This window comes from Microbacterium sp. Yaish 1, assembly GCF_002245215.1.
Classification (GTDB): domain Bacteria; phylum Actinomycetota; class Actinomycetes; order Actinomycetales; family Microbacteriaceae; genus Microbacterium.
In genome coordinates, this window is record NZ_NPMR01000001.1 from 849,894 (window position 1) to 874,420 (window position 24,527).

Annotated in this window: 17 protein-coding genes; 8 read left to right on the plus strand and 9 right to left on the minus strand. The window is 72.5% G+C overall.

Translation table 11 applies throughout. The annotated features are described in order from the left end of the window. Positions 1-34: 34 nt before the first annotated feature. Both CI089_RS04070 and coaA read right to left on the minus strand, forming a co-directional pair. Complete coding sequence (locus CI089_RS04070) at positions 35-1,144, minus strand: esterase/lipase family protein (protein WP_143738875.1); 1,110 nt, start codon at positions 1,142-1,144, stop codon at positions 35-37. 192 nt (positions 1,145-1,336) lie between these two features. Further along, entirely contained in the window at positions 1,337-2,293 is a 957-nt protein-coding gene (gene coaA / locus CI089_RS04075) for a type I pantothenate kinase (RefSeq protein ID WP_094260376.1), read from the minus strand. Positions 2,294-2,358: 65 nt separating this feature from the next. Here coaA and CI089_RS04080 point away from each other — a divergent pair, with 65 nt between their 5' ends. Continuing rightward, the gene (locus CI089_RS04080; RefSeq protein ID WP_094260377.1) at positions 2,359-3,303 is read left to right on the plus strand and encodes a Ppx/GppA phosphatase family protein; all 945 of its coding nucleotides are present in this window, start codon (positions 2,359-2,361) and stop codon (positions 3,301-3,303) included. Here the strand turns inward: CI089_RS04080 and CI089_RS04085 are convergent. Beyond that, complete coding sequence (locus tag CI089_RS04085; protein WP_143738876.1) at positions 3,264-5,042, minus strand: hypothetical protein; 1,779 nt, start codon at positions 5,040-5,042, stop codon at positions 3,264-3,266. The two genes, CI089_RS04080 and CI089_RS04085, sit on opposite strands and share 40 nt — an antisense overlap. A 157-nt stretch (positions 5,043-5,199) precedes the next feature. On the opposite strand from CI089_RS04085, the gene CI089_RS04090 reads away from it, so the two are divergent. Beyond that, positions 5,200-6,414, plus strand: coding sequence for an NAD(P)/FAD-dependent oxidoreductase (locus tag CI089_RS04090; protein ID WP_094260379.1), 1,215 nt, complete (start codon positions 5,200-5,202; stop codon positions 6,412-6,414). 171 nt (positions 6,415-6,585) lie between these two features. Then, complete coding sequence (locus CI089_RS04095) at positions 6,586-10,635, plus strand: IPT/TIG domain-containing protein (RefSeq protein WP_094260380.1); 4,050 nt, start codon at positions 6,586-6,588, stop codon at positions 10,633-10,635. Between the two features lie 62 nt (positions 10,636-10,697). On the opposite strand, the gene glmM is transcribed toward CI089_RS04095, so the two are convergent. From glmM to rplM, 3 genes are read right to left on the minus strand one after another with little or no spacing between them, the layout of a single operon-like run. Then, on the minus strand, positions 10,698-12,056 hold the full coding sequence (glmM, locus tag CI089_RS04100; protein WP_094260381.1) for a phosphoglucosamine mutase: 1,359 nt from the start codon (positions 12,054-12,056) through the stop codon (positions 10,698-10,700). 5 nt (positions 12,057-12,061) lie between these two features. Next, positions 12,062-12,553: a 30S ribosomal protein S9 gene (rpsI, locus tag CI089_RS04105; RefSeq protein ID WP_094260382.1), complete on the minus strand. Its 492-nt coding sequence runs from the start codon at positions 12,551-12,553 to the stop codon at positions 12,062-12,064. Between the two features lie 29 nt (positions 12,554-12,582). Then, positions 12,583-13,029 carry a 50S ribosomal protein L13 gene (gene rplM, locus CI089_RS04110; RefSeq protein ID WP_023954326.1) on the minus strand — a complete coding sequence of 149 codons (447 nt, stop codon included), beginning with the start codon at positions 13,027-13,029 and terminating at the stop codon, positions 12,583-12,585. 225 nt (positions 13,030-13,254) lie between these two features. On the opposite strand from rplM, the gene CI089_RS04115 reads away from it, so the two are divergent. Together CI089_RS04115 and CI089_RS04120 are read left to right on the plus strand one after the other, a co-directional pair. After that, on the plus strand, positions 13,255-14,964 hold the full coding sequence (locus tag CI089_RS04115; protein ID WP_179223219.1) for a sensor histidine kinase: 1,710 nt from the start codon (positions 13,255-13,257) through the stop codon (positions 14,962-14,964). 51 nt (positions 14,965-15,015) lie between these two features. Further along, positions 15,016-16,077, plus strand: a complete 1,062-nt coding sequence (locus tag CI089_RS04120) for a sensor histidine kinase (RefSeq protein ID WP_143738877.1) — start codon at positions 15,016-15,018, stop codon at positions 16,075-16,077. Here CI089_RS04120 and CI089_RS04125 read toward each other — a convergent pair. Together CI089_RS04125 and CI089_RS04130 are read right to left on the minus strand one after the other, a co-directional pair. Continuing rightward, complete coding sequence (locus CI089_RS04125) at positions 16,069-17,700, minus strand: hypothetical protein (protein WP_094260385.1); 1,632 nt, start codon at positions 17,698-17,700, stop codon at positions 16,069-16,071. The two genes, CI089_RS04120 and CI089_RS04125, sit on opposite strands and share 9 nt — an antisense overlap. Before the next feature lie 25 nt (positions 17,701-17,725). Further along, entirely contained in the window at positions 17,726-18,538 is an 813-nt protein-coding gene (locus CI089_RS04130) for a CPBP family intramembrane glutamic endopeptidase (RefSeq protein ID WP_094260386.1), read from the minus strand. 55 nt (positions 18,539-18,593) lie between these two features. Between CI089_RS04130 and CI089_RS04135 the strand changes: the two genes are divergently transcribed. The 3 genes from CI089_RS04135 (at position 18,594) to CI089_RS04145 (ending at position 21,761) form a co-directional block, all read left to right on the plus strand. Then, positions 18,594-19,199 (plus strand): arsenate reductase/protein-tyrosine-phosphatase family protein, encoded by a 606-nt coding sequence (locus tag CI089_RS04135; RefSeq protein WP_094260387.1) that lies wholly within the window; start codon positions 18,594-18,596, stop codon positions 19,197-19,199. Between the two features lie 96 nt (positions 19,200-19,295). Continuing rightward, the gene (locus CI089_RS04140; RefSeq protein WP_094260388.1) at positions 19,296-20,831 is read left to right on the plus strand and encodes a polysaccharide biosynthesis tyrosine autokinase; all 1,536 of its coding nucleotides are present in this window, start codon (positions 19,296-19,298) and stop codon (positions 20,829-20,831) included. 6 nt (positions 20,832-20,837) lie between these two features. Beyond that, entirely contained in the window at positions 20,838-21,761 is a 924-nt protein-coding gene (locus tag CI089_RS04145; protein WP_094260389.1) for a hypothetical protein, read from the plus strand. A 153-nt stretch (positions 21,762-21,914) separates the two neighbouring features. Here the strand turns inward: CI089_RS04145 and CI089_RS04150 are convergent, their stop codons facing one another. Further along, complete coding sequence (locus CI089_RS04150; protein ID WP_094260390.1) at positions 21,915-24,497, minus strand: LuxR family transcriptional regulator; 2,583 nt, start codon at positions 24,495-24,497, stop codon at positions 21,915-21,917. Between the last annotated feature and the right edge of the window lie 30 nt (positions 24,498-24,527).

Consider the following 24,527-nt stretch of genomic DNA (forward strand, 5'->3'; position numbering starts at 1 on the left):
TCCATCCTAGATCGGCAGCCCGGGTGCGCTCGTGTCAGGCCGGCGAGGGGCCGCGCAGCGCGGCCAGCACAGCGTCGACGACCTCGAGGTTCGAGAAGATCGCGTCGTGTCCGCACGCCCCGCCGAAGGGCGGCGCGGCGACCTGGCCCGACAGGACCATGCCGACTCCCGCGGCACCGGGCGGCAGATCCGTCCGGCACGTGATGACGGTGGTCTCGCTCGCACCGGCGAGCGCGGAGTCCTCGGCCACGAGCCCGTCACCGAGGCGGGCCTCTCCGATCCCCGTCGGCAGCGGCATCGTGACGACGGCCGATCCGGCGATCGCGTGCACGTGCAGGCCCGCGGGCCAGTCGGGCAGGTCGGCGAGGTCGGCGGACCCGGCTCGCAGCGCGGTGCCGGCCGGCCCCAGCGCCGCGATCCCCGTCCGGATGATGGGCGGCAGATCGCAGCCGCCGCGGGCGTCGGTGGCGAGCTGGTTGTTGCAGACCGCGCCGATCCAGGGCAGCACGAGGTTCTGCAGCACCGGCACCGTCGACATCGTGGCGCGGATCGCCGCGGCGATGTCGACCGCGACGTTCGCGATGTCGGACCCCTGCGAGGGGGCGGCGACGGTGACGACCTCGCCGATGAGCGCAGCGATCGCGGGGTCGTCTCGCAGCGCGTAGCGCAGCGCCAACCCGCCCATCGAGTGCGTCACGATGTCGACCGGACCGTGGACGCTGTCCGCGATCGACCGGATCGCGGCGGCGAGGTTGTCGGCCGACCCGTTCGAGCCCACCCATCCCGCCGAGTTCGCGGAGTAGTCGAAGGCGTACACCGCGAGGCCGGGCTGCGCCTCGAGCCGCTCCTGCAGCGAGGCCGTCATCCCGCGTGCCACCGGGGCGCCCGAACCGTCGCGCCACTGCACGGGACGCGAGAACGGCGATCGTGCGTAGGAACGCTGTCCGTCCGCAGCGGGGAGCACCGTGCTGAGCCAGCCGTGCACCAGCAGCACCGCCCGCGAGTCCTGCTCGCCCTCCTGGCTGAACCGCACGACGCGGTCGCCGAGCGCGGCCGCGACTCCCGAGCCGGCGGGGGCGAACGCCGACGACGCCGCCGCGGGGGCGAGCGTGGCGGTGGCCGCGAGCACGACGACCGTGCTCAACGCGACGAGCGGACGCCACCGGGAACGCCGACGCCGCACCCGCGAGCGCGCGTGTACCACAGCGCGCGCGAGCGCGCGTGAGCGCCGCCCCAGTTCCATGGATCCATACCTAGCAGGTTGCGATGACGGGTGCGTAACGGAAGACACCGGAGCTTAGCGGGGGCTCGCTGACAGAACGCCGGTGCGGGACGATCAGACCTTCCGCAGGAGCACCCGCTCGACCGCGTGCGACGCTCCCTTGTGGAGGATCAGCGTCGCGCGGTGCTTCGTCGGCAGGACGTTCTCGACGAGGTTCGGGAGGTTGATGTCGTTCCAGAAGCCGCGAGCCATCTCGACCGCTTCGTCGTCGTCGAGATCGGCGAAGGTGTTGAAGTACGACGAGGGGTTGTTGAACGCCCCGGCCTTGAGCGCCATGAAGCGGTCGACGTACCACTGGCTGATGTGCTCGGCATCCGCGTCGACGTAGATGGAGAAGTCGAACATGTCGCTGACGGCCACCTCGTGCGGCGCGGGCGGGGGCGCCAGGACGTTGAGCCCCTCGACGATCACGACGTCGGGGCGGCGGACGGTGATCTGCGCGTCGGGGACGATGTCGTACCGCATGTGCGAGTAGAACGGCGCATGCACCTCGGGGGCACCCGACTTGACCTCCGTCAGGAACTCGATGAGCGCACGACGGTCGTAGCTCTCGGGGAACCCCTTGCGCGACATGAGGCCGCGGCGCTCGAGCTCGGCATTGGGGTAGAGGAACCCGTCGGTCGTGACGAGCTCGACGCGGGGCGTGCCCGGCCAGCGGCTCATCAGCTCGCGGAGCAGACGCGCCACGGTCGACTTGCCCACCGCGACCGAGCCGGCGACGCCGACGACGAAGGGCGTCGTACTGTCCTCCTCGCCGAGGAACGCGTCGGTGTCGGCACCGAGGCGCCGAGTCGCGCTGGCGTACAGCGACAGCAGCCGACTGAGCGGAAGGTAGACCTGCGACACCTCGCCGAGGTCCATCCGGTCGCCGAGGCCGCGGAGCTGCACGATCTCGGTCTCGGTCAGCGGCTGGGTGACTCCCGCCGCGAGACGGGACCAGTCGGCGCGGTCGATCTCGCGGTACAGCGCGGGGGCGAGCGGCGCCAGCGCCTGCACATCTTCAGGGGACATCGCGCTCATCGTAGCCCCCGTGCGCCGCCCCGCCGGCGCGCCCGGCCTGCCACTACTGTGAACTCGTGCGTCTGGGAGTCCTCGACATCGGTTCGAACACCGTCCACCTGCTCGTCGCCGATGTCCGCCCCGGTGGGCGCCCGCTGGCCCGGACGAGCAAACGGACGGTGCTGCGACTCATGCGCTACCTCGAGCCCGACGGCTCGATCAGCGACGAGGGCGTCCGCGCGCTGGTCGCCGCCGTGACCGAGGCGGTCGCGGTGTCGCGCACCGAGAACGTCGCCGAGCTTCTCGCGACCGCCACGAGCGCCGTGCGCGACGCGACGAACGGACCGCAGGTGATCGCGGCCATCGAAGCGGCGCTCGGACAGGACCTGCAGGTCCTCGGCGGAGAGTCCGAGGCCCGCTTCACCTTCCTCGCGGTGCGTCGGTGGTTCGGCTGGTCGGCGGGCGAGATCCTGCTGTTCGACATCGGCGGCGGCTCGCTCGAGATCGCCGCGGGCAGCGACGAGCTGCCCGACACCGCCGCTTCGGTACCGCTGGGAGCGGGCCGCATGACCGTGCAGTTCCTGCCCGCCGACCCGCCGGGCGAGGGGGCCGTGGAGGTCTTGCGCGAGCACGCGCGGGCGACACTGGGCCCCGTGGTCTCCGCGATGTCGGCCGGTCCCCGCCCCGATCACGTCGTCGGGTCGTCCAAGACGATCCGTTCGCTCGCGAAGCTCGCGGGATACCCGGTGCCGGGCTGGTCGGGGATCGAGCGGATGACGCTGCCCCGCTCGGCGCTCGGCTCGTGGATCCCGCGGCTCGCCCGCATCCCGGCATCCGCCCGTCAGGAGCTGCCGGGTATCACGGCCGATCGCACCTTCCAGATCGTCGCGGGCGCGGTCGTGTTGCACGAGGCGATGCGGGCGTTCGACGTCGACGAGCTCGAGGTCTCGCCCTGGGCCCTGCGCGAGGGCGTGCTCCTGCGCTACATCGAGTCGTTGTCCTGGAGCGCCCCGCGCCCCTGACCGCCGCTGACGCCGACGCCCGCGCTGACGGGCACGGACGCTTCGAGCACGACGTGACGGCCGTTCTGGAACACGCGCGCCGATGGTCCGAGGCCGGCCACGCCCAGACCGGGCGCCGTGCCCGCGTCGGTTCGCAGTCTGCCGGGCGTGCGGACGCGCACCGACAGCGACGCTCCGTCGGCGGCCCCCCGGACCTCGATGTCCGCCGAGCGTGCCGCGGCGTGCTTGACCGCGTTCACGAGCCCTTCGGCGACGATCGCGACGACGCGGGTCGTCACGATCGCGTCCGACATCGCGACCGTCGCGACCGGATCCACGTCGGTGGACACCGTCAGAACGGGTCCCCAGATCGCGACGGTCTCGGCGAGGTTCGCCGATCGCGCAGCCGGGGCCCCGTCGGCACCGAGGGCATCGGACAGCCCCGCGTCGATCGCCAGCTCGAAGTCGCGGATGTCGGCGACGGTGGCGATCTCGTCGTCGACGCGGGCCGCCAGGATGACGCAGGTGGCCTGGACTCGGCTGTGGAGCACGTCGGACGCGTGCGCCAGGTCCTGCCGCGTGCTGGAGGTCTGGTCCGCGGCGGATCGGACGACCGCCTGCAGCGCGCGGCCGAGCCGGCGCGTCTCGACCCGGCCACGGTGGATCGCCTCGGCGCACAGCGCCGCGACGACCGCGATGCCCGGCAGGGCGAGGGCGGGGATGACCGGCACGAAGCTCGGCTCCCCCACGATCACGGCCGCGGCAGCGGCCACGACGAACCCCGCGACACCCCAGACCGCGACGAGGCGGATGCCGCGCTGGCGCCCGGAGCAGCGGCCGGCGAACCGGCGGGTGAGCCGGTCGACCGCGAGACAGAGCGCGAAGACGCCCGCGATGAGGACCGCCGCGACGACGGGCCCCTCGGTACGCAGCGCGAACGGCGCGCTGCCCGCGGCGAAGATGGCGCCGACGAGGCCCGGTGCGGGCGGACGCAGTCGCTCGAACAGCGTCCGCGCCGCGTCCACCACCGTTGCAGCCGCGGGGTCGGGAAGGATGCCGGTGAGCTCCGCTCCGGCGCGATCCCGAGCCCGGTGGCTCACCGAGCGGACGTTGTCGGAGAAGTCCCGCACGCGCTCGAAATCGAGCGGGGAGGCGACGAGCGCCGCCAGCGCGGTGCGCAGAGCACTGATCTCCGACGCGAGGAAGTCACGCGTCTCGCGTTCGTAGCGACCGGCGCGGCGCTGCTCATCGGTCACGGTCCGCAGCGCGTCGGCCAGACGCGTCTGCGCCGTCCGCGAGCTCGCGTAGAGCTGCTCGGTGACGGCCACGAGCGAGAGGACGCTGACCCACGCGACGACGTTCGTGACGATCCGTTCGCTCCAGGCCGGATCCGACCCGAGGCCGAACACCCCGACGGCCAGCGCGTCGTTGAGGAAGGGGCGCGAGACGGCGGCGACGGCGAGAGCAGCCAGCACGAGCGCACCGCGTGCCGCCCGCGACGGGATCCGCCGTTCCGCGAGCACGACCGGCAGCAGGCCCGCGGCCAGGACCGCGGCGGCGACCAGCCCGGAGAGCTGCGCCGCGAGGAGCTCCAGCGGCGTGTCCACGGTCGCGTAGGGCGCCAGGACGACAGCGGACACGGGGAAGGCGACGAGGGCGCTCCACCGCGTGAAGAACCTGCCGCTCGAGACGGCATCCCACCAGATCGCGACACCCGGACGAACCCGCGCTCGATGTCGCGATGTTCGCCCCCGGCTCACATCCGCCCCCTCGACTTCGGCGGGCCCCTGCCGCACCGGCCGAAATCCTAGCGAACCCGAGCGACGCCGCTGTTAACGCGCGCCGCGCATCATACGCGCGCCCCGAGGCGATGGCACGCGCTGGGATCGGCCCTGCCCCGCCCCCTAGCGTGAGCGGATGCAGAGCTACGACTACCTCATCGTCGGCGGCGGGATGGTCGCCGACGCGGCCGCCCGCGGCATCCGTGCACTCGACGAGAGCGGCACGATCGGCATCCTCAGCGCCGACGTCGACGAGCCCTATACGCGCCCGGCGCTGTCGAAGAAGCTGTGGACCGACCCCGATTTCACGTGGGATCAGGTTCCGCTGGGCACAGCGGCGGACACCGGGGCCGACGTCCGCCTGCAGGCCCTCGTCACCGCGATCGATCGCGACGGACGGTCGGTCGTCGTCGGCGACGGCGAGGGCGAACGCGTCGGCTACCGCCGGCTGCTCCTCGCCACCGGTTCGCGTCCGCACGAGATCGATGCGCCCGACAGCGACCGGGTGCTGTTCTTCCGTTCGGCGGAGGACTATCGCCGGCTGCGCAGGCTCGCGACCGAGGGCCGACGAGTCGTGGTGGTCGGCGGCGGCTACATCGGCGCCGAGCTCGCCGCGGCGCTCGTCCAGAACGACGTCGAGGTCGACCTGGTCTTCCCGAGCCGCACGCTCGGCGACGGCACGTTCCCGCCGGAGCTCGCCGAGCGTTACGAGGGCTTGTTCCGTGACGCCGGTGTGCGCCTCATCGCCGGCCGGCGAGTCGACGAGGTGGTCGCGGACGGGAAGGATGCGGCGGACGATGCTCTGGAAGTCGTCCTCGACGACGGGTCGCGTCGGGGCTGCGACGCGGTCGTGCTCGGGCTCGGCGTCTCGCCGGTGACGGACCTCGCCGAAGCGGCCGGCCTCGCCGTCGACGACGGCGTCGTGGTCGACGAGCTGCTCGCGACCAGTGATGATGCGATCTGGGCAGCGGGCGACATCGCCTCGTACCCCGATCGCCTGCTCGGCCGCACGCGCGTCGAGCACGTCGACAACGCCCAGGAGATGGGCCGCGCGGCCGGGCGCGCGATGGCGGGCAGCGGCGAGGCCTACCGGCACACCCCCTCCTTCTACTCGCAGGTGTTCGGCGTCCGGTGGGAGGCCGTCGGCACCCTCGACCCCGATCTCGACACGCTCATCGTGGACATCGGCCAGGACGAGTCGGGCCCGCGGACGGTGGTGTACTACCGCGACGAGACGGGCGCGCCGGTCGGCGTGCTGCTGTGGAACGTGGCCGGCGCGACGGATGCCGCACGCCTCGTGCTCGCCGAGTCGCCCACCGCCGCGGCGGAGTTGCGCGGGCGCATCGCCTGACCGGGACCTCAGTGAATCCTGAGCGGATTCTGATGGTTCACTCAGGCGCTGTCAAGACGTTTCCTCCGGTGAGGACGGCTCTCTAGCTTCGCGGGCAGACGCGCGCCTCAGGGCCGCCGTCGGCCGCGTGACGATGGTCGCGCGGCTCCGTTCGATGATGAGGGGGACCCGGTGGTCGATGCGAGCACGGGAACGAGGAAGCGGCCGACGACGAGAAGAGGAGGACGCGCACCCGACCGGCCACCACGACGCTGGCTGCCGTTCCTGGCAGCCGGCACCGCGCTGGGTCTGACGGCGGGCTCGCTGGGCGCCGGTGCGGCGATCGCGGCACCGACGGATCGTGCGGAGTCCGAGGCGGTCTTCCTCTCGAGCAGCGGAGCGCTCGACCTGGACAGCATCGCGGCCCTCGCCGGCGCCTACGGCGCCTTCCCGCCGGCCTCCGAGTCCTCCAGCTCGCTGGACCTCTCGCTGCTCGGCGCGATCGACATCGGTCTGGGGCTGCAGCTGTTCGGGCCGAACAGCATCGTCTCGCTCGGCGCGACCGAGCAGTATCAGCGGAGCACCGCCACCGAGGCGTACGCCGCGACCGGCCTGCTCGCGGCCGACGGCGCTATCGCCGTCGGGGACGGCAGCCCCGGTCAGAACACGACGCTCAATCTCACGCCCGTCCTCGGCGCAGTGGGTGCCGACGGGCTCATCAGCCAGCTGTCGGTGGAGCTCGGTGCGGTCTCGGCATCCGCTCTGGCGACCCGCGCCGCGGGCGGCGTGACGACCTCGGGCGACTATCAGATCGCCAGCGGGCTCGTCACCGCGAACGCCCCCGCCCTCACGGGCCTCACCACCGCGCTGGATGCCGACCTCACGACGATCGGCGAGTCCGTCACGGCGCTGGGTGCGACCGGCGGCCCCGTCGATACGACGGTCGGCGGACTGCTCGGCGGCATCGACACCGTGCTCGAGACCGCTCTCGGCGGCCTCGTCGACCTCGAGGACCCGACGGTGACCACGGGGCTCGCCCTCGACCTCAGCGGGGTCCTGGACACGGCGACGGCGACTCCGTTCGTCTCCGGTCCGCTGACGGTGACGCTCAGCACGGGCGAGATCGTCATCGATCTCGACGAGGTGTACGACCTCAACGCTCTGGCGCCCGGGACCGAGCTCATCGACGCGGCGACTCTGAACGGCGAGGTCACCGCTGCCCTCAGCGACATCCTCACCGCTCAGCTGCCCGCGCGCGTCGGAACGGCGCTGACCGCGGCGCTCAACGGGACGGCGGCCACCATCGTGATCGACACCGGTGTCGCGGTCGCGCTGCCGCTCGTGCCCCCGAGCGTCGGCGACCTCACGATCACGGTCGACGGCACCGTCGGCGGGCTGCTCGGCACGCCGGGCTCGGCCGCCCCGGTCGTGACGGCCGACGGGACTCTGCTCGGACTGCCGCTCGGCCCCCTCGCCGACCCGATCGTCGATGTCGTGGTCGGCTCGATCCTCCCCGCCGTCGGAGACCTCATCGAGACGGTGCTGAGCACCGACGCGGTCGAGGACCTCGTGACGACGGCGGCGACCGGCACCGTCACGACGCTCGCGCCGCTGGTCGACGTGCTTCAGGACGTCGTGTCCCTCACCGCGAACGTCCAGGAGGCGCCGGGTGACTTCCGTGACCCGCGCGGCCTCGACGACGGCTCCTTCACGCAGCGCGCGCTCGTCGTCGCCGTCGCTCCCGCGCTTCTGGGGGTGGAGCTGAACCTCGCGTCCGCGACCGTGCGCGCCGTGCCGCTCGCGGTTCCCGCAGACCTGGCGATCGACCCGGCTCGGGGTCCCGTGACCGGCGGAACCACCACCACCATCTCCGGAACGGGCCTCGACTCGGTGACCTCCGTCGACTTCGGCGGCGTTCCGGCGACGTCGTTCACGATCAACCCGGACGGGACGATCACCGCCGTCACCCCGCCGCAGGCCGCGGCCGGAGTCGTTCCGGTCACCGTCACGAACGTCGACGGTGCCGATGACTCGCTCGCGTTCGAGTACTTCGACGTCACCGCCGTGGATGCGATCGCACCGCCGTCGGGCTCGACGCTCGGCGGGGACACCGTCACGATCACCGGAACCTGTCTCACGGGGACGACCGCCGTCCTGTTCGACGGCGTCGCGGGAACCGACCTCACCGTCGTCAGCGACACGCAGCTGACCGTGACGACGCCGGCGGGAACCGCGGGCGCGGTCGACGTCGAGATCGTCAACCCCACCGACTGCGGCGGCACCGTCGTCGATGACGGATTCGTCTACGTCGAGCCCGGCGCACCGGCTCTCGCCTCGATCACCCCGGAGCGCGGCACCGAGCTGGGCGGCACCGTCGTGACGATCACGGGCGAGGACTTCACCGGGACCACCGCGGTCACCTTCGACGGCATCGCCGCCACCGACTTCGAGGTCGTCAGCGACACCGTCATCGAGGCGACGACGCCGGCCCACGCACCCGGTGTCGTGGATGTCGTGGTCACGAACGAGGCGGGAGCGTCAGCACCGCTGGACTTCGAGTACATCGACGTCGCCGAGATCGATGAGGTCGCGCCCGGCAGCGGGCCCGAGGCCGGCGGCAACACCGTCGTGATCACGGGCGACTGCTTCACCGGTGCGACCGGCGTCACCTTCGGCGGAGTCCCCGCGACGAGCTTCACCGTCGACGGGCCGACCCAGATCACGGCGGTCGTCCCGGCGGGGACGGCCGGCACGGTCGACGTCGTCGTGGTGGGTGCGGGCGACTGCGGCGCGGCGGAGCTCCCCGACGGCTACGAGTACGTGGCACCGCCGGTCGTGACCGATCTCGAGCCGGCAGCGGGCCCCGAGACCGGCGGGACCGTCGTGACGATCGACGGCGAGGGCTTCACGGGCACCACCGGCGTCAGCTTCGGCGACACCGCCGGCACCGACCTCGAGGTCGTCAGCGACACCGAGATCCGGGTGACGACGCCTCCGGGCGCACCGGGAACGGTTCCCGTGGTCATCAGCCACCCCGGCGGTGACGTCGTCGCGGGCGACTTCGAGTACCTGGACGTGCCCGCCGTGACGTCGATCGACCCGGCCACCGGGCCCGAGGACGGCGGCACGGTCGTGACCATCAGCGGCGAGGGCTTCCTCGGAGCCACCGCGGTCACGTTCGACGGGCTCGCCGGTACCGATCTCGAGGTCGTCAGCGACAGCGAGATCCGGGTGACGACACCCGCGCACGCACCGGCACTCGTCGACGTCGTGGTGGTGCACCCGAACGGCGACAGCGCACCGTTCGGCTTCACCTACGTCGCGGGCACCGAGATCGACGGCGTCACCCCTCCGGGCGGACCGGAGGAGGGCGGGAACACCGTCGTGATCACGGGCTCGTGCTTCACGGGCGCGACGGCGGTCCTCTTCGGCGGCGTGCCGGCGACCAGCTTCACCGTCGAGAGCGACACGCGCATCACCGCGGTCGTTCCGGCCGGCACCGGCGTGGTCGACGTCGAGATCGTGGGTGCTGCGGCGTGCGGCAGCGAGACGCTGCCGGACGGGTACGAGTACACCGACGAGCCGGTCATCGGCACGATCGCCCCGGATCGCGGGCCCGAGACGGGCGGGACCGTCGTCACCGTCACGGGAACCAACTTCACGGGCGCGACATCCGTCACCTTCGACGGGGTCGCGGGGTCGGACCTGACCGTCGTCTCGGACACCGAGCTGCGCGTGACCACTCCGGCCCACGCAGCCGGTGACGCCGCCGTCGTCGTGACCACCCCCGCGGGATCGAGCGACGCCGGTCTGTTCACCTTCTTCGCCGTGGCCGACATCGGCGGGGTCGCGCCGGGCACGGGCCCGATCGCGGGCGGCACGGTCGTGACCATCACGGGCCAGTGCTTCACCGGGGCGACGGCGGTGCTGTTCGGCGAGGTGCCCGCGCAGTTCGAGGTGGTCAACGACGGCGTGATCCGGGCGGTCTCGCCGTCGGCTGCGGCGACGGGCGCCGTTCCGGTCACGGTCGTGGGCGCGGGCGAGTGCGGCACGGCCGTCGAGCCGGGCGCGTTCACCTACACGGTCGGGGCGACGGGGTCCGCAGCGTCGGGGCCGAACGGGAACGGCAGCGCCCTCGCCGCCACCGGTGGCGACGGCGCGGGAGCGGGCGCGCTCGCGATGACGGCCCTGATGCTCATGCTGGGCGGGGCGCTGGTGATCGCGCGACGCCGACTCGCCTGAGACTTCCGTCAGACGGCACGAGCGGCCCTCTCCTCCGCAAGGAGGAGGGGGCCGCTCGGCGGTCAGAGCGCGAGACGGTCGGCCACGACGGCCGCGAGCTCGTCGGCGATGGCCCGGGCTTCGTCCTCGGTCGTGGCCTCGACCATGACGCGGACGAGCGGCTCGGTACCGGAGGCGCGCAGGAGCACGCGACCGGAATCGCCGAGGCGCGCGGTAGCCGCGGCGACGGCATCCTGGACGCCCGTGTCGCTGGCGACCCGCTCGCGATCGACGCCGCGGACATTGACCAGCACCTGCGGATACACCGTCATGACAGACGCGAGCTCGGCCGCGGTCTTGCCCTGGCGCGCCATCTCGGCGGCGAGGTGGAGCCCGGTCAGCAGACCGTCGCCGGTCGTCGCGTAACGGCTCATGATGACGTGCCCGCTCTGCTCACCACCGAGACCGAAACGGCCCTGGGTCATGCGCTCGAGCACGTAGCGGTCGCCGACGGCGGTCTGCTCGACGGTGATGCCGTGCTCGGCCATCGCGCGGTGCAGCCCGAGATTGCTCATGACCGTCGCGACGAGGGTGCTGAAGGGCAGACGTCCGCGCTGCTTCATCGCCACCGCGAGGATGGCCATGATCTGGTCGCCGTCGATGACGCGCCCCTCGGCGTCGACCGCGAGGCAGCGATCGGCGTCGCCGTCGTGCGCGATGCCGATGTCGGCCCCGGTGCGGATGACCTCGGCCGCCACCCGGTCGAGGTGGGTCGACCCGACGCCGTCGTTGATGTTGAGGCCGTCGGGGTCGGCGCCGATGACGGTGACCTTCGCACCGGCGTCGCGGAACGTCTGCGGCGACACCCCGGACGCCGCGCCGTGCGCGCAGTCGATGACGACGTGGATTCCGTCGAGCGTGTGCGGCAGCGAGCCGAGCAGGTGGACGACATAGCGGTCCTCGGCGTCGGCGAACACCCTGATGCGGCCGACATCGGCGCCCGTGGGCTGCAGCTTGGGCCCCGTGAGGGCCTCTTCGATCCGGCGCTCGACCTCGTCGGGGAGCTTGACGCCGCCGCGCGCGAAGATCTTGATGCCGTTGTCGGGGGCGGGGTTGTGGGATGCCGAGACCATGACCCCGAAGTCAGCGTCGATGTCGCCGACGAGGAACGCAGCGGCCGGAGTGGGCAGGACGCCCGCGTCGAGCACGTCGACGCCCGACGAGGCGAGCCCGGCGGCGACGGCGGCCGAGAGGAACTCCCCCGAGACGCGGGGGTCGCGTGCCACGACAGCGGTCAGCCGCTTGCCGGCGGCCTTGCGCGCCTCGGCGATACGGCCCTGGCCCAGGACGACGGCAGTCGCCTGGGCCAGGGTGAGTGCGAGTTCGGCGGTGAGGGGGCCGTTGGCCAGCCCCCGAACACCGTCCGTACCGAACAGCGCCACGGAGCTTAACGCTTCGAGTACTGCGGAGCCTTACGCGCCTTCTTGAGACCGGCCTTCTTGCGCTCCTTGACGCGAGCGTCGCGCGAGAGGAAGCCGGCCTTCTTCAGGGTCGGGCGGTTGTTCTCGGCGTCGATCTCGTTGAGCGCGCGGGCGATGCCCAGGCGCAGCGCGCCGGCCTGACCCGAGGGGCCACCACCGGAGATGCGCGCGATGACGTCGTACGAGCCGGCGAGCTCGAGCACCGTGAACGGGTCGTTGATGAGCTGCTGGTGCAGCTTGTTCGGGAAGTAGTCCTCGAGCGTGCGCCCGTTGACCGTGATGGTGCCCGAACCGGGGATGAGGCGCACGCGGGCGATGGCCTGCTTGCGACGGCCCACGGCGGCGCCGGGGACCGAGAGGACCGGACGCGGCGCGGAAGCGGCGGCGGCCTCCGAGGCGGGCGTCTCGGTCGAGTAGTTCTGGGGGGTCTCCTCGAGGGAGTCAGCGATCTTCGCCATCAGTGTTTCCTTGAGTGTTTTCGCGGCGCTTACTGGGCGACCTGGTCGAAGGTGTAGGTGGTGGGCTGCTGCGCAGCGTGCGGGTGCTCGGCACCGGCGTAGACCTTGAGCTTCGAGAGCTGCTGGCGGCCCAGGCTGTTCTTCGGGAGCATGCCGCGGATGGCCTTCTCGACCGCGCGGACGGGGTTCTTCTCGAGCAGCTCCTCGTACGAGACGGCCTTGAGGCCGCCCGGGTAGCCCGAGTGGCGGTACGCCATCTTCTTCTGGAGCTTCTGACCGGTCAGCGCCACCTTGTCGGCGTTGACGACGATGACGAAGTCACCGGTGTCGACGTGGGGCGCGAAGGAAGCCTTGTGCTTGCCGCGGAGGAGAACGGCGGCGTGCGAGGCGAGGCGGCCGAGGACGACGTCGGTTGCGTCGATGACCAGCCACTCGCGCTGGATCTCGCCAGCCTTGGGGGTGAAAGTGCGCGTCACAGTAGTGCTGCTTTCTTGAATCGAACGGAGGAGTTCGTGAATCCCGCTCCGGGGTGGTTCGTCCGAGACGAACACGCCAGTGGAGGGCTCACGTTCGTGGCGACACGCCTGCGTGGCATGCGCACCAAAGAGACAGCGTACGCTATCGGTCGACGTTATCAAAGCCGCGCCTGTCCCCCCGGGCCGTCCTCGATCTCTCATGCACCCTCGATCGGAGACCCCGGAATGCCCCTGTTCGAACCGCAGCGTGCGCGCGCCGGGCGCATCCGGGTGTTCACTCGCGCGCAGCTGCCTTTCGTGATCGGCACGTTCGTCGTGATCGCCGCTCTCGCCGTCGGGGCGCCGTCGTCGCTCTCGTCACCGTTCGTGGGCGCCGCGGTGGTCCTCGTCATCGTGGCCTCGATGGCCGGCGCGCTCGTCCCGTGGGAGCTGTTCTCGTCGTCCTGGCTGATCGCCCTGGCCGTGGCCGACATCGTCGCCGTCGCACTCCTGCGCACCGAAGTCGTCTGGCTCCTTCCCGGGGTGAGCATGCTGGCGATCTTCCCGATCCTCTGGATCGCGTACGGCTTCCCGCCGGTCGCGTTCACCGCCGCGGTGGGCGGCGCGGCGTTCATGACGTCGCTCCCCTTCATCGTCCGCGGCAGCTGGCCGGCGACGCCGCTGGAGTGGGCCAACGTCTTCACCCTGCCCGGACTCATCCTGGCCGTGGCCGTCGTCGTCAACATCGCCGCCCAGCATCTGCGGCGCAACGCACGCCGCTTGAGCGCATCGCACGAGGAGCGGGCCCGCGCGCTCGCGCGGGCGCACGACAACGAGCTCGTCCTGCGCACCGTGCTCGACACCGTCCGCAGCGGCGTCGCGCTCTACGACGATGCCGGCCGCCTCGTCCTGGCGAACCGCACGGCCGAGGACCTGTCGCGGGCGATGGGCTTCTCCCTCGACGAGGCGCCCTATGCGGGGGATGCCGTCCTCGCCGCCGATCGCAGCACGCCGGTCCCCCACAACGACCAGCTCATCCCGCGCGCCCTGCGCGGCGAGAGCGTGGGCGAGGCCGTCGAATGGGTCGGTCCGCCGGCCGAGCAGCGCGCCATCCTGGCCGACTCCGACCGGGTACGCCGCGCCGACGGCACTCTGCTGGGAACGCTCGTCGTCGCCCACGACGTGACCGAGATGGCCGACGCCGCGCAGATCCGTCACGATTTCCTGCGGACCGTGTCGCACGAGCTGCGCACGCCCCTCACGAGCGTGACCGGCTATCTCGATCTCCTCACCGAGCGGGTCCGGCCGGACGATCCGGCCGCGACGCGCTATCTCTCGCTCGTCGAGCGCAACGTCCTCGTGCTGACGGACCGGATCAACGAGCTCCTCGCCGCCGCCTCGACCGACACCGAGGTGTCACCCCGGCCCGTGGCCCTCAGCGACCTGATCGCCTCGGCGGTGCGCGCCGTCACGCCGCAGGCCGAACGACGCGGCAGCTCGATCCAGCAGATCGGGGCGACGGACGAGCGCGTCGTGCTCGACCCCGTCCGCATCCGCCAGTCCCTCGAGGAGCTGCTGGTGAACGCCGTGAAGTTCAGCCCGCCCGCTTCGGTCGTCGTCATCGGCCAGCGCGTCGACGACTCGGGCATCCACATCGTCGTCAGCGACAGCGGCCCCGGACTGACCTCGCTCGAGCGGACCCGGGTGTTCGATCCGTTCTACCGGACCCCCTACGCTCGCCAGCACGCGATCCAGGGCTTCGGCATCGGGCTCTCCGTGGTGCGCAATGCTGTCGTGGCGCACGGCGGTCGCGTCCGGGTGGCGGCATCGGCGTCGGGCGGCACCGCGATGGCCATCGTCCTGCCGACTGTCCTGCCGACCACCCCGCCGGGCGAACGGGCCCTCGAGGCCCCGATGTCAAGTCCAGGCGGGACATTCGTCGCGACAGGAGAATGATCCCGACGCTGAGACTCTCGACAACTCGGCCCGTTCGAGGTGACGACGACGATGAGCGCTTCCCCCTACGACCACGCCCCCGCGGCCGAGGCCGCCCTCGCCGGCGCCGCGACCGACTGGGCGGCGCAGGTGACGTCGGTCGGGATCGTCGAGCTCGACGACGCCGGCGTCGTGCGGTCGTGGAACCCCGGGGCGGAGCGATTGAAGCGGTACGCCGCAGCGGAGGTCATCGGCACGTCCTTCGCGCGGTTCTACCGGGCCGAGGACCGCGAGCGCGGCCGTCCGGAGCGGCTGCTCGCCACCGCGCGCGCCGAGGGCTCGGTCGAGGACACCGGCTGGCGGGTCCGCGGTGACGGCTCGCTCGTCTGGGCGCACGTGCTCATCACGGCCGTCCGCGACGAGGACGGCGCACCCGCGGGGTTCGTGAAGATCGTGCGGGATCTGAGCGAGGCCAAGCGCATCGATGACGAGAAGGACGGCTTCCTCCGCGCGTTCGCGCACGACCTCCTCTCTCCCATCACGGCCCTGCGCGGGTATGTCGACCTGCTCGAGGACGAGATCCCGGAAGCTCAGGCGGGACTGCTGCAGCACGTCTCGCGCGTCACCGACCACATCATCGCGATGGTGGGCGAGCTGTCCTCGCACGTACGGGGAGGTCACGGCGACGAGAGCGAGGAGACCGATCTGCTGGCGCTCGCCCGCGAGGCGGCCGAGCTCGTGCTCCCGGGAGACGTCAACGAACGGGTGGACGTGCGCGGCGCCGGGCACGCGCACGTGTCGACCGATCGCGCACTGCTGCGCCGCGCGCTCGCGAACATCATCGACAACGCGGCGAAGTACAGCGAGGACGCGATCGTGATCTCGGTGTCGGAGCAGCCCGATGCCGCGGTCGTGTCGGTCGCCGACAGCGGGCGAGGCATCGATCCGGCCGACCTCGCGACGATCTTCGAGCCCTACCGCCGGGGACGTCTCTCCGACCCCGGCGACGGCGGCACCGGCGTCGGACTCGCGAGCGTCCGCGACATCGCGCGCCGGCTGGGCGGCGAGGCGTTCATCGAGAGCACCCCGGGGGCCGGGACGACGGTCACCCTGCGGCTGCCGCCCTCACAGTGACGGCGGCGGGATGACCGTCTCGAGGACGACGTCGCCGCCGTCCTGGAAGACGCGGCGTCCGATGGTCCCGAGGCCGCGTCCGGGGCGCGGGGCGAGCCGGCCCGGCGAGGCGACCCGCAGCAGGAGCGATCCCGACCCGGTGACGCGTGCGATCACCTGAGCGCGACGCGCACCGGAGTGCTTGACGGCGTTGACGAGCGCGTCGGTGACGACCGAGGCGACGCGCTCGGCGGTCTCGGGGTCGCGCAGCCGCAGCCGGACGGCGTCGTCGATCCGCTGCGTGACGGCGACGGCGGGCGTCCACGCCTCGATCAGGCGATCGAGCGATTCGCCCGGCGGCATCCTCTCGTCGGATCCGGCGTGGAGGATCTCGCGGAACGCTGCCTCGGTGCGGCTCCGGAAGTCCGCGATCTCGTCGGGCGTCGGGGCGCGCTCGTCGACGCGGGCCGCGAAGACGACGCACGCGCCCTGCGCGCGGCCGTGCAGCACGTCGATCGCGCGACGCACCGGTGCGCTCTCGTCGACCTCGGCCGCCTCACGGGCGACCTCGGCCAGTCCGCCCGCCGCACGCCGCTCGTCGGCGCCGGCCCGCGAGAGGGCGTCGCGACAGAGACCGACCAGCACCGCGACGACGGGGACCGCGAGCACCGGGACGAGCCCGAGCACCCCGATGCGCGGCAAGAAGAGGTAGGTGACGACGCTCATCCCCACCCCGGCGGCGGTCCAGACGGCCACGAACGCGGCGGGACGCGGGGGACGGGCCCAGCGGCGCACGGCGGCGCCGGCGACGAGGTCGACGAGGATGCCGCCGACGAGACCCGCGAGCCCCACCCCCGCTCCGCCGGCCGCGACGGCGTAGGGGAAGCAGGCCAGGGCGTAGAGCGGTGCGACGCTGAGCCAGGGCGGAGCGACCAGCCGCATCGACAGGGGCGCGTCCGCGTCGTGCGGCAGCGCCCCCGGCGCAGCGCCGTCGTCGTTCGAGCGCAGCAACCGGTCGACGCGGTGGCTCAGTCCGCGGACGTCCTCGGAGAAGGCGCGGACAGCCTCGAAGTCGACGGGACCGTCGAGCATCCGCTCCCGGGAGCGGCGGAGTGCCGCGATACCGCTCACGAGCGCATCCCGCGCCTCCGCCGCGACGCGCTGCCGCTGCGCCTCGGCGCTCGCGACCCGCGCGAGGGCGGTGCGCAGCCGCTCGGCGGCAGCACGCGAGGCGGCGTGCCGCGAGGTGATGACGGCGACGATCGACAGCAGCGCGAGAGCGGTCACGAGGTTGGTCGCGATGCGCGAGGGCATCGGTCCGCTCGGGATGATGCCGAACAGCGCCGAGCTGATCGCGTCGTTGACGAAGGATCGCATCGTGGCCACCACGAGCAGGCCGCCGAGCACCAGCGCACCGCGGCCGGCCCGCGACGACAGGCGGCGTTCGGCGACGGCGACCGGAACGAGCAGCGCTGCGAGGACCGCCCACCCGAGGACGGCCACCGCCGCGCCGCGCAGGTAGGCCTCGATGCCGACGCCGCCGACGGAGGGCACCGAGAAGATCCCCGCCACCAGCAGTGACACGGCGGCGCTCCAGCGCGTGTAGAAGCCGCCGCCCGAGACCGCGTTCCACCAGGTCGTCATGCGGGCTCCGTGCCGGTCCGAGGACTCAGGCCGCGAACGTCCCGATGAGGGCGAGGCCGACGCCCGACAGGTTGTATACGACGTGCGCGACGACGCCCGTCCAGATGCGCCCGGTCACGAGCACGAGCCCCGCGCACACCGCGCCCACGAGCGCGATCGACAGCACGCCGTCGACGCCGAGGTCGCCGCCGACGAGATGGCTGACGAGGAAGACGGCGGTCGAGACGAGCAGGGCCGCGACACCGGCCGTCGCCGGTCCCGCGGGACGGCGCAGCAACGTGTAGACGGCGACGAGCACGACACCGCGGAAGAAGAACTCCTCCAGGACCGGCGCGACGAGGCCGGCGGCGGCGGCATCCGTCAGCCACCAGCTCGCGGGAAGCCCGCCGTCGACGAGCAGGAGCCCGGGGAAGCGGGCCTGCCCCTCGACGCTCTGCTGGATGAGCCCCTGGGCCAGACGCAGCACGGCGCCGAACCCGAGCCCGATGAGGAGGTCGGCGGGGCGGAACCGGAGGAGCCCTGCGGGCCGGGAGAGGCGCAGCGCCAGGACGACGGGGATCAGCATCCCGAGCCAGAGCGCCGCCGTCGCCGCGATGCCGGACCACGACGCCGCGGGCTGGAGCCACAGCACGAGATACCCGAGCATGATGCCGCCGCCCAAGCTGACGAGCGACCAGGCGAGCATCATCTCGCGCCAGTCGCGCACGCTGGATCCGCCCTGACGCCAGTCGATGCGACGGCGACGCGGGCGGCGCGAGCGCGACGGCTCGTGCTCCGCCGACGGGTCGACGGCGGGATCGGCGCCGGACGCGACCGGCTCGCTAGGGTGGGTGTGCACGCGCCCACGTTACCGGCGGCCCGCCGACCGCCGCTGCCCTTCTGCGGAGGTCCCCATGATCGAGATCGCGACGATCTGCACGGGGAACATCTGCCGCTCCCCCCTCGCCGCGCTGCTGCTGCAGACGCGGCTGGCCGGCAGAGACGTACGCGTCGCGAGCGCGGGGACGCGCGGCCTGGCCGATCACCCGATGACCGCCGAGGCGCAGCAGCTGGCGCTGGCTCGCGGCGTCGCGGCCCCCGATGCCGCCGCACATCGGGCGCGTTTCCTCACCGAGCAGCACCTGGGCTCGGCGGACCTCGTCCTGGCGATGGCTCGGGAGCACCGGCGCGCCGTCGCCGAGCTGGTCCCCGCCCGCACCCGCGTGGCGTTCACGGTGCGCGAGTTCGGACGCCTCGCGGCGTCGCTGTCCGACACCGCCCTGCGCGATGCCGTCGATGCGGCCGCGGACCAGGATGCCGCCGGACGCCTGCGCGCCGCGGTCGCGGCGGTCGCCGGACAGCGCGGACTCGTGCTCCCGCCGGCCGACCCCGCCGACGACGACGTCATCGACCCCTACCGGCGGTCGTGGGCGACCTACGAGACGTCGGCCGCTCAGCTCGATCCGGCCATCGATCAGGTGGTTCGCGTCGTCGAGTTCGCGACGGCGACGACGGCCTGATCCGGCACGCGCGATCCGACTCCGGCCGGAAACATGGCTGTGGCAGACTGATCCGAGTTTCCGCCGACGCCCTCGTGGCGAGCACCGAAGGGCAGCATGGAGCTCTCCGACTACATCCGCATCCTCCGCAAGAACTGGATCGTGATCCTCGTGGTCACCCTCGTGGGTGTGGGTGCGGCTGCCGCCTACTCGCTGACGCGCACGCCCACCTACGAATCGTCGAGCACGGTCTTCGTGTCGACCCAGACCTCCGGCAGCGTCGCCGAGCTGCAGCAGGGCTCGACGTTCGCGCAGGCGCGCATCAACACCTACGTCGGCCTCGTCTCGACGCCCATCGTCATGAACCCGGTGATCGCCGAGCTCGGCCTCGGCATCACGGCGGGCCAGCTCGCCGAACAGGTGAGCGCGAGCGCCGCCCTGAACACGACGCTCATCACCATCACCGTGGTCGACACCGATCCCGTCGCCGCCGCCGACATCGCCAACGCGCTGGCGGCGAGCCTGTCGGCCGCGGTCCCGGCGATCGAGCCGGCGAGCGACTCGGGCGCGAGCCCCATCCAGCTCTCGCGCGTCCGCGACGCGCAGCCGGCTCTGAGCCCGTCGAGTCCGAACGTCCCCCTGAACCTCGCGCTCGGCCTCCTCGTCGGCCTCGCGCTCGGGATCGGGATCGCGGTGCTGCGCACGGTCCTCGACACGCGCATCCGCAGTTCGCGCGACGTCGAGCAGGTCACCGAATCGCCGCTGATCGGCGCGATCGCCTTCGACCCGAAGGCGAAGGACCGGCCGCTCATCGTCCACGCCGACCCGCTGAGCCCGCGCGCGGAGTCGTTCCGAGCGCTGCGCACCAACCTGCAGTTCCTCGACATGGGCGGCCGCTCGAGCTTCGTCGTCACCAGTTCGGTGCCGAGCGAGGGCAAGTCGACCACGACGATCAACCTCGCCATCGCGCTCGCCGACGCGGGCAAGAAGGTCGCGCTGCTCGACACCGACCTGCGCAAGCCGAAGGTCGACGAGTACCTCGGCCTCGAAGGCGGAGCGGGGCTCACCGACGTCCTCATCGGCCGCGCGCGTCTGGGCGACGTGATGCTGCCGTGGGGCGGGCGGAGCCTGTACGTCCTGCCCTCGGGCAAGATCCCGCCGAACCCGAGCGAGCTTCTCGCGTCGCCGCAGATGCGCCAGCTGCTCGAGGTGCTCGAGCGCGACTTCGACGTCGTGCTGTGCGACGCCCCACCGCTCCTGCCCGTGACCGACGCGGCGATCCTCGCGCGTGCGACCAGCGGCGCGATCGTCGGCGTCGCCGCCGGGCGTACGACCCGTCACCAGCTCACCGGTGCGATCGACGCCCTGCAGACCGTCGACGCCAAGGTCGCCGGGATCGTCCTCACGATGGTGCCCACGCGCGGGCCCGACGCGTACTACGGCGGGTACGGGTACGGCTACGGCTACACCCAGGAGGAGACCGCGGCACGCGAGGCGCGACGGGGCACGCCCGCCGCGCGCGCGAAGCAGCCGCGCGGTCGGCGCCGCGGTGCGCGGACGAGCGAGCCGGCGGCCGCCCCGACGCTCGACGAGCTGGGGTTCCGCACGCGCTCGTCGGACGACTCCCGGCGCTCCGATCCCTCTGCGAGCTGATGGCGCATGGCGCGACGTGACCTGACCGGATCGCCGATCGCCCGCGCGCTGTCGGTGGCCGGGGTCGGCGTCCTCGCGCTGGTCGTGGTGGCCCTGACGGCCCTGGCGCTGCAGACCGACCGCGGCGCGCAGCCGGCCGTCGCCCCGACAGCGGGGCCGGTGCCGAGCTTCTCGTTCCGCAGCGAAGGCCGCCCGCCCGCGACCCCGTCGCCGACCCCGACCGCGGCGCCCGCCGCGAGCGGCGCCGACGAGCGGTTCCTCGCCCGTTCCGCCGAGGGCACGCTGTGGCGCGCCACGGCGGGGGCGTGCGGCGCCGAGGAGCCCGTCGTGGAACGCTCCGACGACGACGGCACCAGCTGGGTGGATGTGACGCCGCGTTCGCGCGGCATCGGGCAGGTCCGCGCGCTGTCGGGGCTCTCCGGCACCGAGGCCGAGCTCGTGGCGGACCTGGCGGAGTGCGCTCCGCAGCTGCTCCGCACGTTCACGCAGGGGCGGTTCTGGGACCCCTACCCCGATCTGCTGGCGCGCGCGACGTATCCGTCGGGATCGGCCCCGACGGTGCTCGCGTCGCCGTCGGGGGAGGCGCCCCTGCCGTGCGCCTCCCCCGCCAGCGTGCGCGTGGGAGCGCAGCAGACGGCGCTCATCTGCGAGGGCGTCCCCTACACGCGGGTCGGGACGGGCGCCTTCGCTCCCCTGCCGCTGACGGATGCCGTCGCCCTCGACGTCCTGGGCCGTTCGACGGCGGTCGCGCGTGTCCACGCCGGCACCTGCGACGGCGCCCTGTCCCTGTCGTGGGTCGACGCGGCGGGTGCTGTTTCGGCGCCCGAGTGCGTCCCCGGCACCGATCCGGCGGCCCCCGCCGCGATCGCGGCGTTCGAGGACGAGGTCATCGTGTGGGCGGGCGACACGGTCGCGACGATCGCCCGCTGACGACGCGGGGCCGGGCGAGGGGCGGACGATCCCCCCGGCCGTCCGGCCCTCACCCCACCGTTCCTTTCCATCCTCAGCGTGCGCGTCGCCGCGCGTCACCCGTCGCCGCGGAATTCACCCGCCGGTTCACCCGTCAGCGCAGGTGCCCACCGCTCACGCCGAGGTGCGCGCGCCCGCGAGTCGCGGACCGATGAGCTCGCGCGCCGTCACGTCGAGTTTTCGCATCACCCGGTACACGTGGCTCTCCACCGTGCGAGTACTCACGACGAGGGCGACGGCGATCTCCTGGTTGGTCATTCCGGAGGCGACCAGCTCTGCGACCTGGGTCTCCCGTTTGGTCAAGCGCGATGCCCACACCGAGAAGCGCGCCGAGTTGACCGTCCGATTCCCGAGCTGCTCACGCAGGGCATGCTCGAGCTGCGTCGCGACCGCCGCCGCCTCAGCATCACGGTCCTCGGCCGCCCACCCTGCGATCGCGCGGTACGCCGCCATCGCCATTCCCGACCGCCCGTAGCGCTGAAGCGCTTCCCCGGCGCTGCGCAGCGCGGCCGGGTCGCGCTCGAGAAGCGCCCGGTGGTACTCGCCCTGAGTGCGCAGGACGACGAGGTCCGGGGTGTCCTCCAGGAACCGGAGCACGCTGTCGAGCCGCTCCTGGGAGGGATGGATCTCGACGGCGGCCAGCATGCCCAGATGGGCGGCGAACAGCGCGCCCCGTCGGCGGAGCGAGAGCGCGTCGTCCCAGAGCAGCTGCGCGGCCGCCTCAGGCCTACCCGTGATCGTCTCGACCGCGGCATCGATCCACGCGAGCGACTGGCCCGGGAACGACCCACCGACGACGCCTTCCTGGCGCGCTAGGGAAGCATATTTGGTACAGAGGTCGCTCTGCCCCCGCCCGGCGGCGAGCATCGCCGCCGCCACCAGGATCATGGCGCGTCCGCCCGGCGGCAGCGGCGCGAGGGCCCCCGTCGAGAGGGCGACGTCGACCAGGTCGCCCAGCGCTCCCACGTCGCCCACGTGCAGGTGCGCGTACGCCGCTCCGCACGAGTACGCACGGAATCCATCGAGGTCGAGCGCGCCGCGAGCCTCCGCCAGACCTGTGAGCAGGTCCTGATACGCCGGCTCGAACGTTCCCCCCGCCAGCTGCGCGATGGATGCGATGATGCGCGACTCGGGGTATTCGCGCTCCGGTTCGAGTCGCCTCAACTCGGCATACGCCGCCTCGGATGCTCGCAGCGCGCCGGTGAGAGCGAAGAGGTAGACCCTCGCCTCGAGGAGAGCGATCTGCGCCTCGAGGGGCAGCCCGTCCGCGACCTCCAGCTCAGCCTCCCACCCGCGTGGCAGTGCGCGCAGGTCGGCGAGGATCGAAACGCGCGTCGCATCGAGCACCCGGCCATACCCCGACAGCTCGCCCGCCTGATCGCTGAGGAAGGCGACGGCCGCGTCAGGGTCGCCGAGACCATATGCGAGCCATCGCGCCCGCAACCGGCAGTATGCCGCGCGCGAGGCGAGATCGCCGCTGCGCGGATCGGTCATCGCGAGGACCCGTGCGATCGTCTCGGCCGACTGATTCTGGCCGGATTGCGACAGCACTGCGACATACGCCGTAGCGGTGCGCACCGTCGGGTTCGTCTCCCACTCGTAGGCGGCGACGAGTCTGCGCGTCGTCGCATTCTCTCGCAGCATCCCCGCGAAAAGGGCATCGGCAGTCTCGGCGATGGGTGCTGCCGCCCACTCGCCCAGAGCCTCGATCGCCCCCGAACTCTCGCCGAGGGTGTCGATGACCTTCTCGGTCAGCCTGATCCGCCGCGCCGACAGCGGTTCGTGCCGGAAGTAGCTCACGAAGAGCGGCGGCACCACCGAGACGAGGTTGACCGGAACCGCGCGGACGAACGCGATCATCGCACGCTCCTCGAGGAACTCGAGCGTCTCCCATTCCACGAGCCGGCGCACCGTGTCGAGATCCGGGTTGCCCATCATCGCGATGATCTCGAGCGCGTCACGCGCCGGCGGATCGAGCCCTTCGAGGTGCATCTCGACGACGCTCCGCAACGCTGGGCTCCACATCTCCCCGACCCCGGACCACACCTCGCCCGAGAGCTGAACGAGTCTGCCGTCGCGAGCCAGCGCATCCATGATGGCCAGCGCGAGCCCGACGTTGCCGCCCGAATTTGCGTAGATCCGGCGCGAGGTCGCCGAGTCGAGCGCACCGCCCAGGTGTTCGGTCAGGACGTCGTCCAGCTCTTCGAAGCGCAACGGCATCATGTCGATGGACGACGTCTGGGCCAGCGACGAGGCGGCGAGCCCGCTGGGAGTGTGCCGCGCCGACAGGCCCATGAGACGCGATATCACGACGGGAACGCCGGTGACGGCGCGGACGTAATCGATGACGCCCCACGACGACTCGTCGAGATCGTTCCAGTCGTCGAGCAGGATGGCCGTACGGTGGGCCTGTACCGTGGCGGAGAGCTGCTGGACGAAGCGCTCAGCGATCCCGTCGGTACGCATCGGCGGGGGCACCTCCGCGACGCCGGCCATGGTGATCGCGGCGAACGGGGTCGACCGCAGCGAGGCGACGCCCCGGATCGAGAGGACCAGCCACCCCTGTCCGTTGAGACGGTCACCGAGGGCGCGGAGGAACTCGCTACGCCCGCTCCCCCGAGAGCCGACGACGTCGACGCTCCGGCCCGCGGAGATGAGGCCCTCGGCTTTTGCCAGGCTGAGTTCCCTACCTCGCACGCATTCCCCTCTCCCGGCGGCCATCGCACC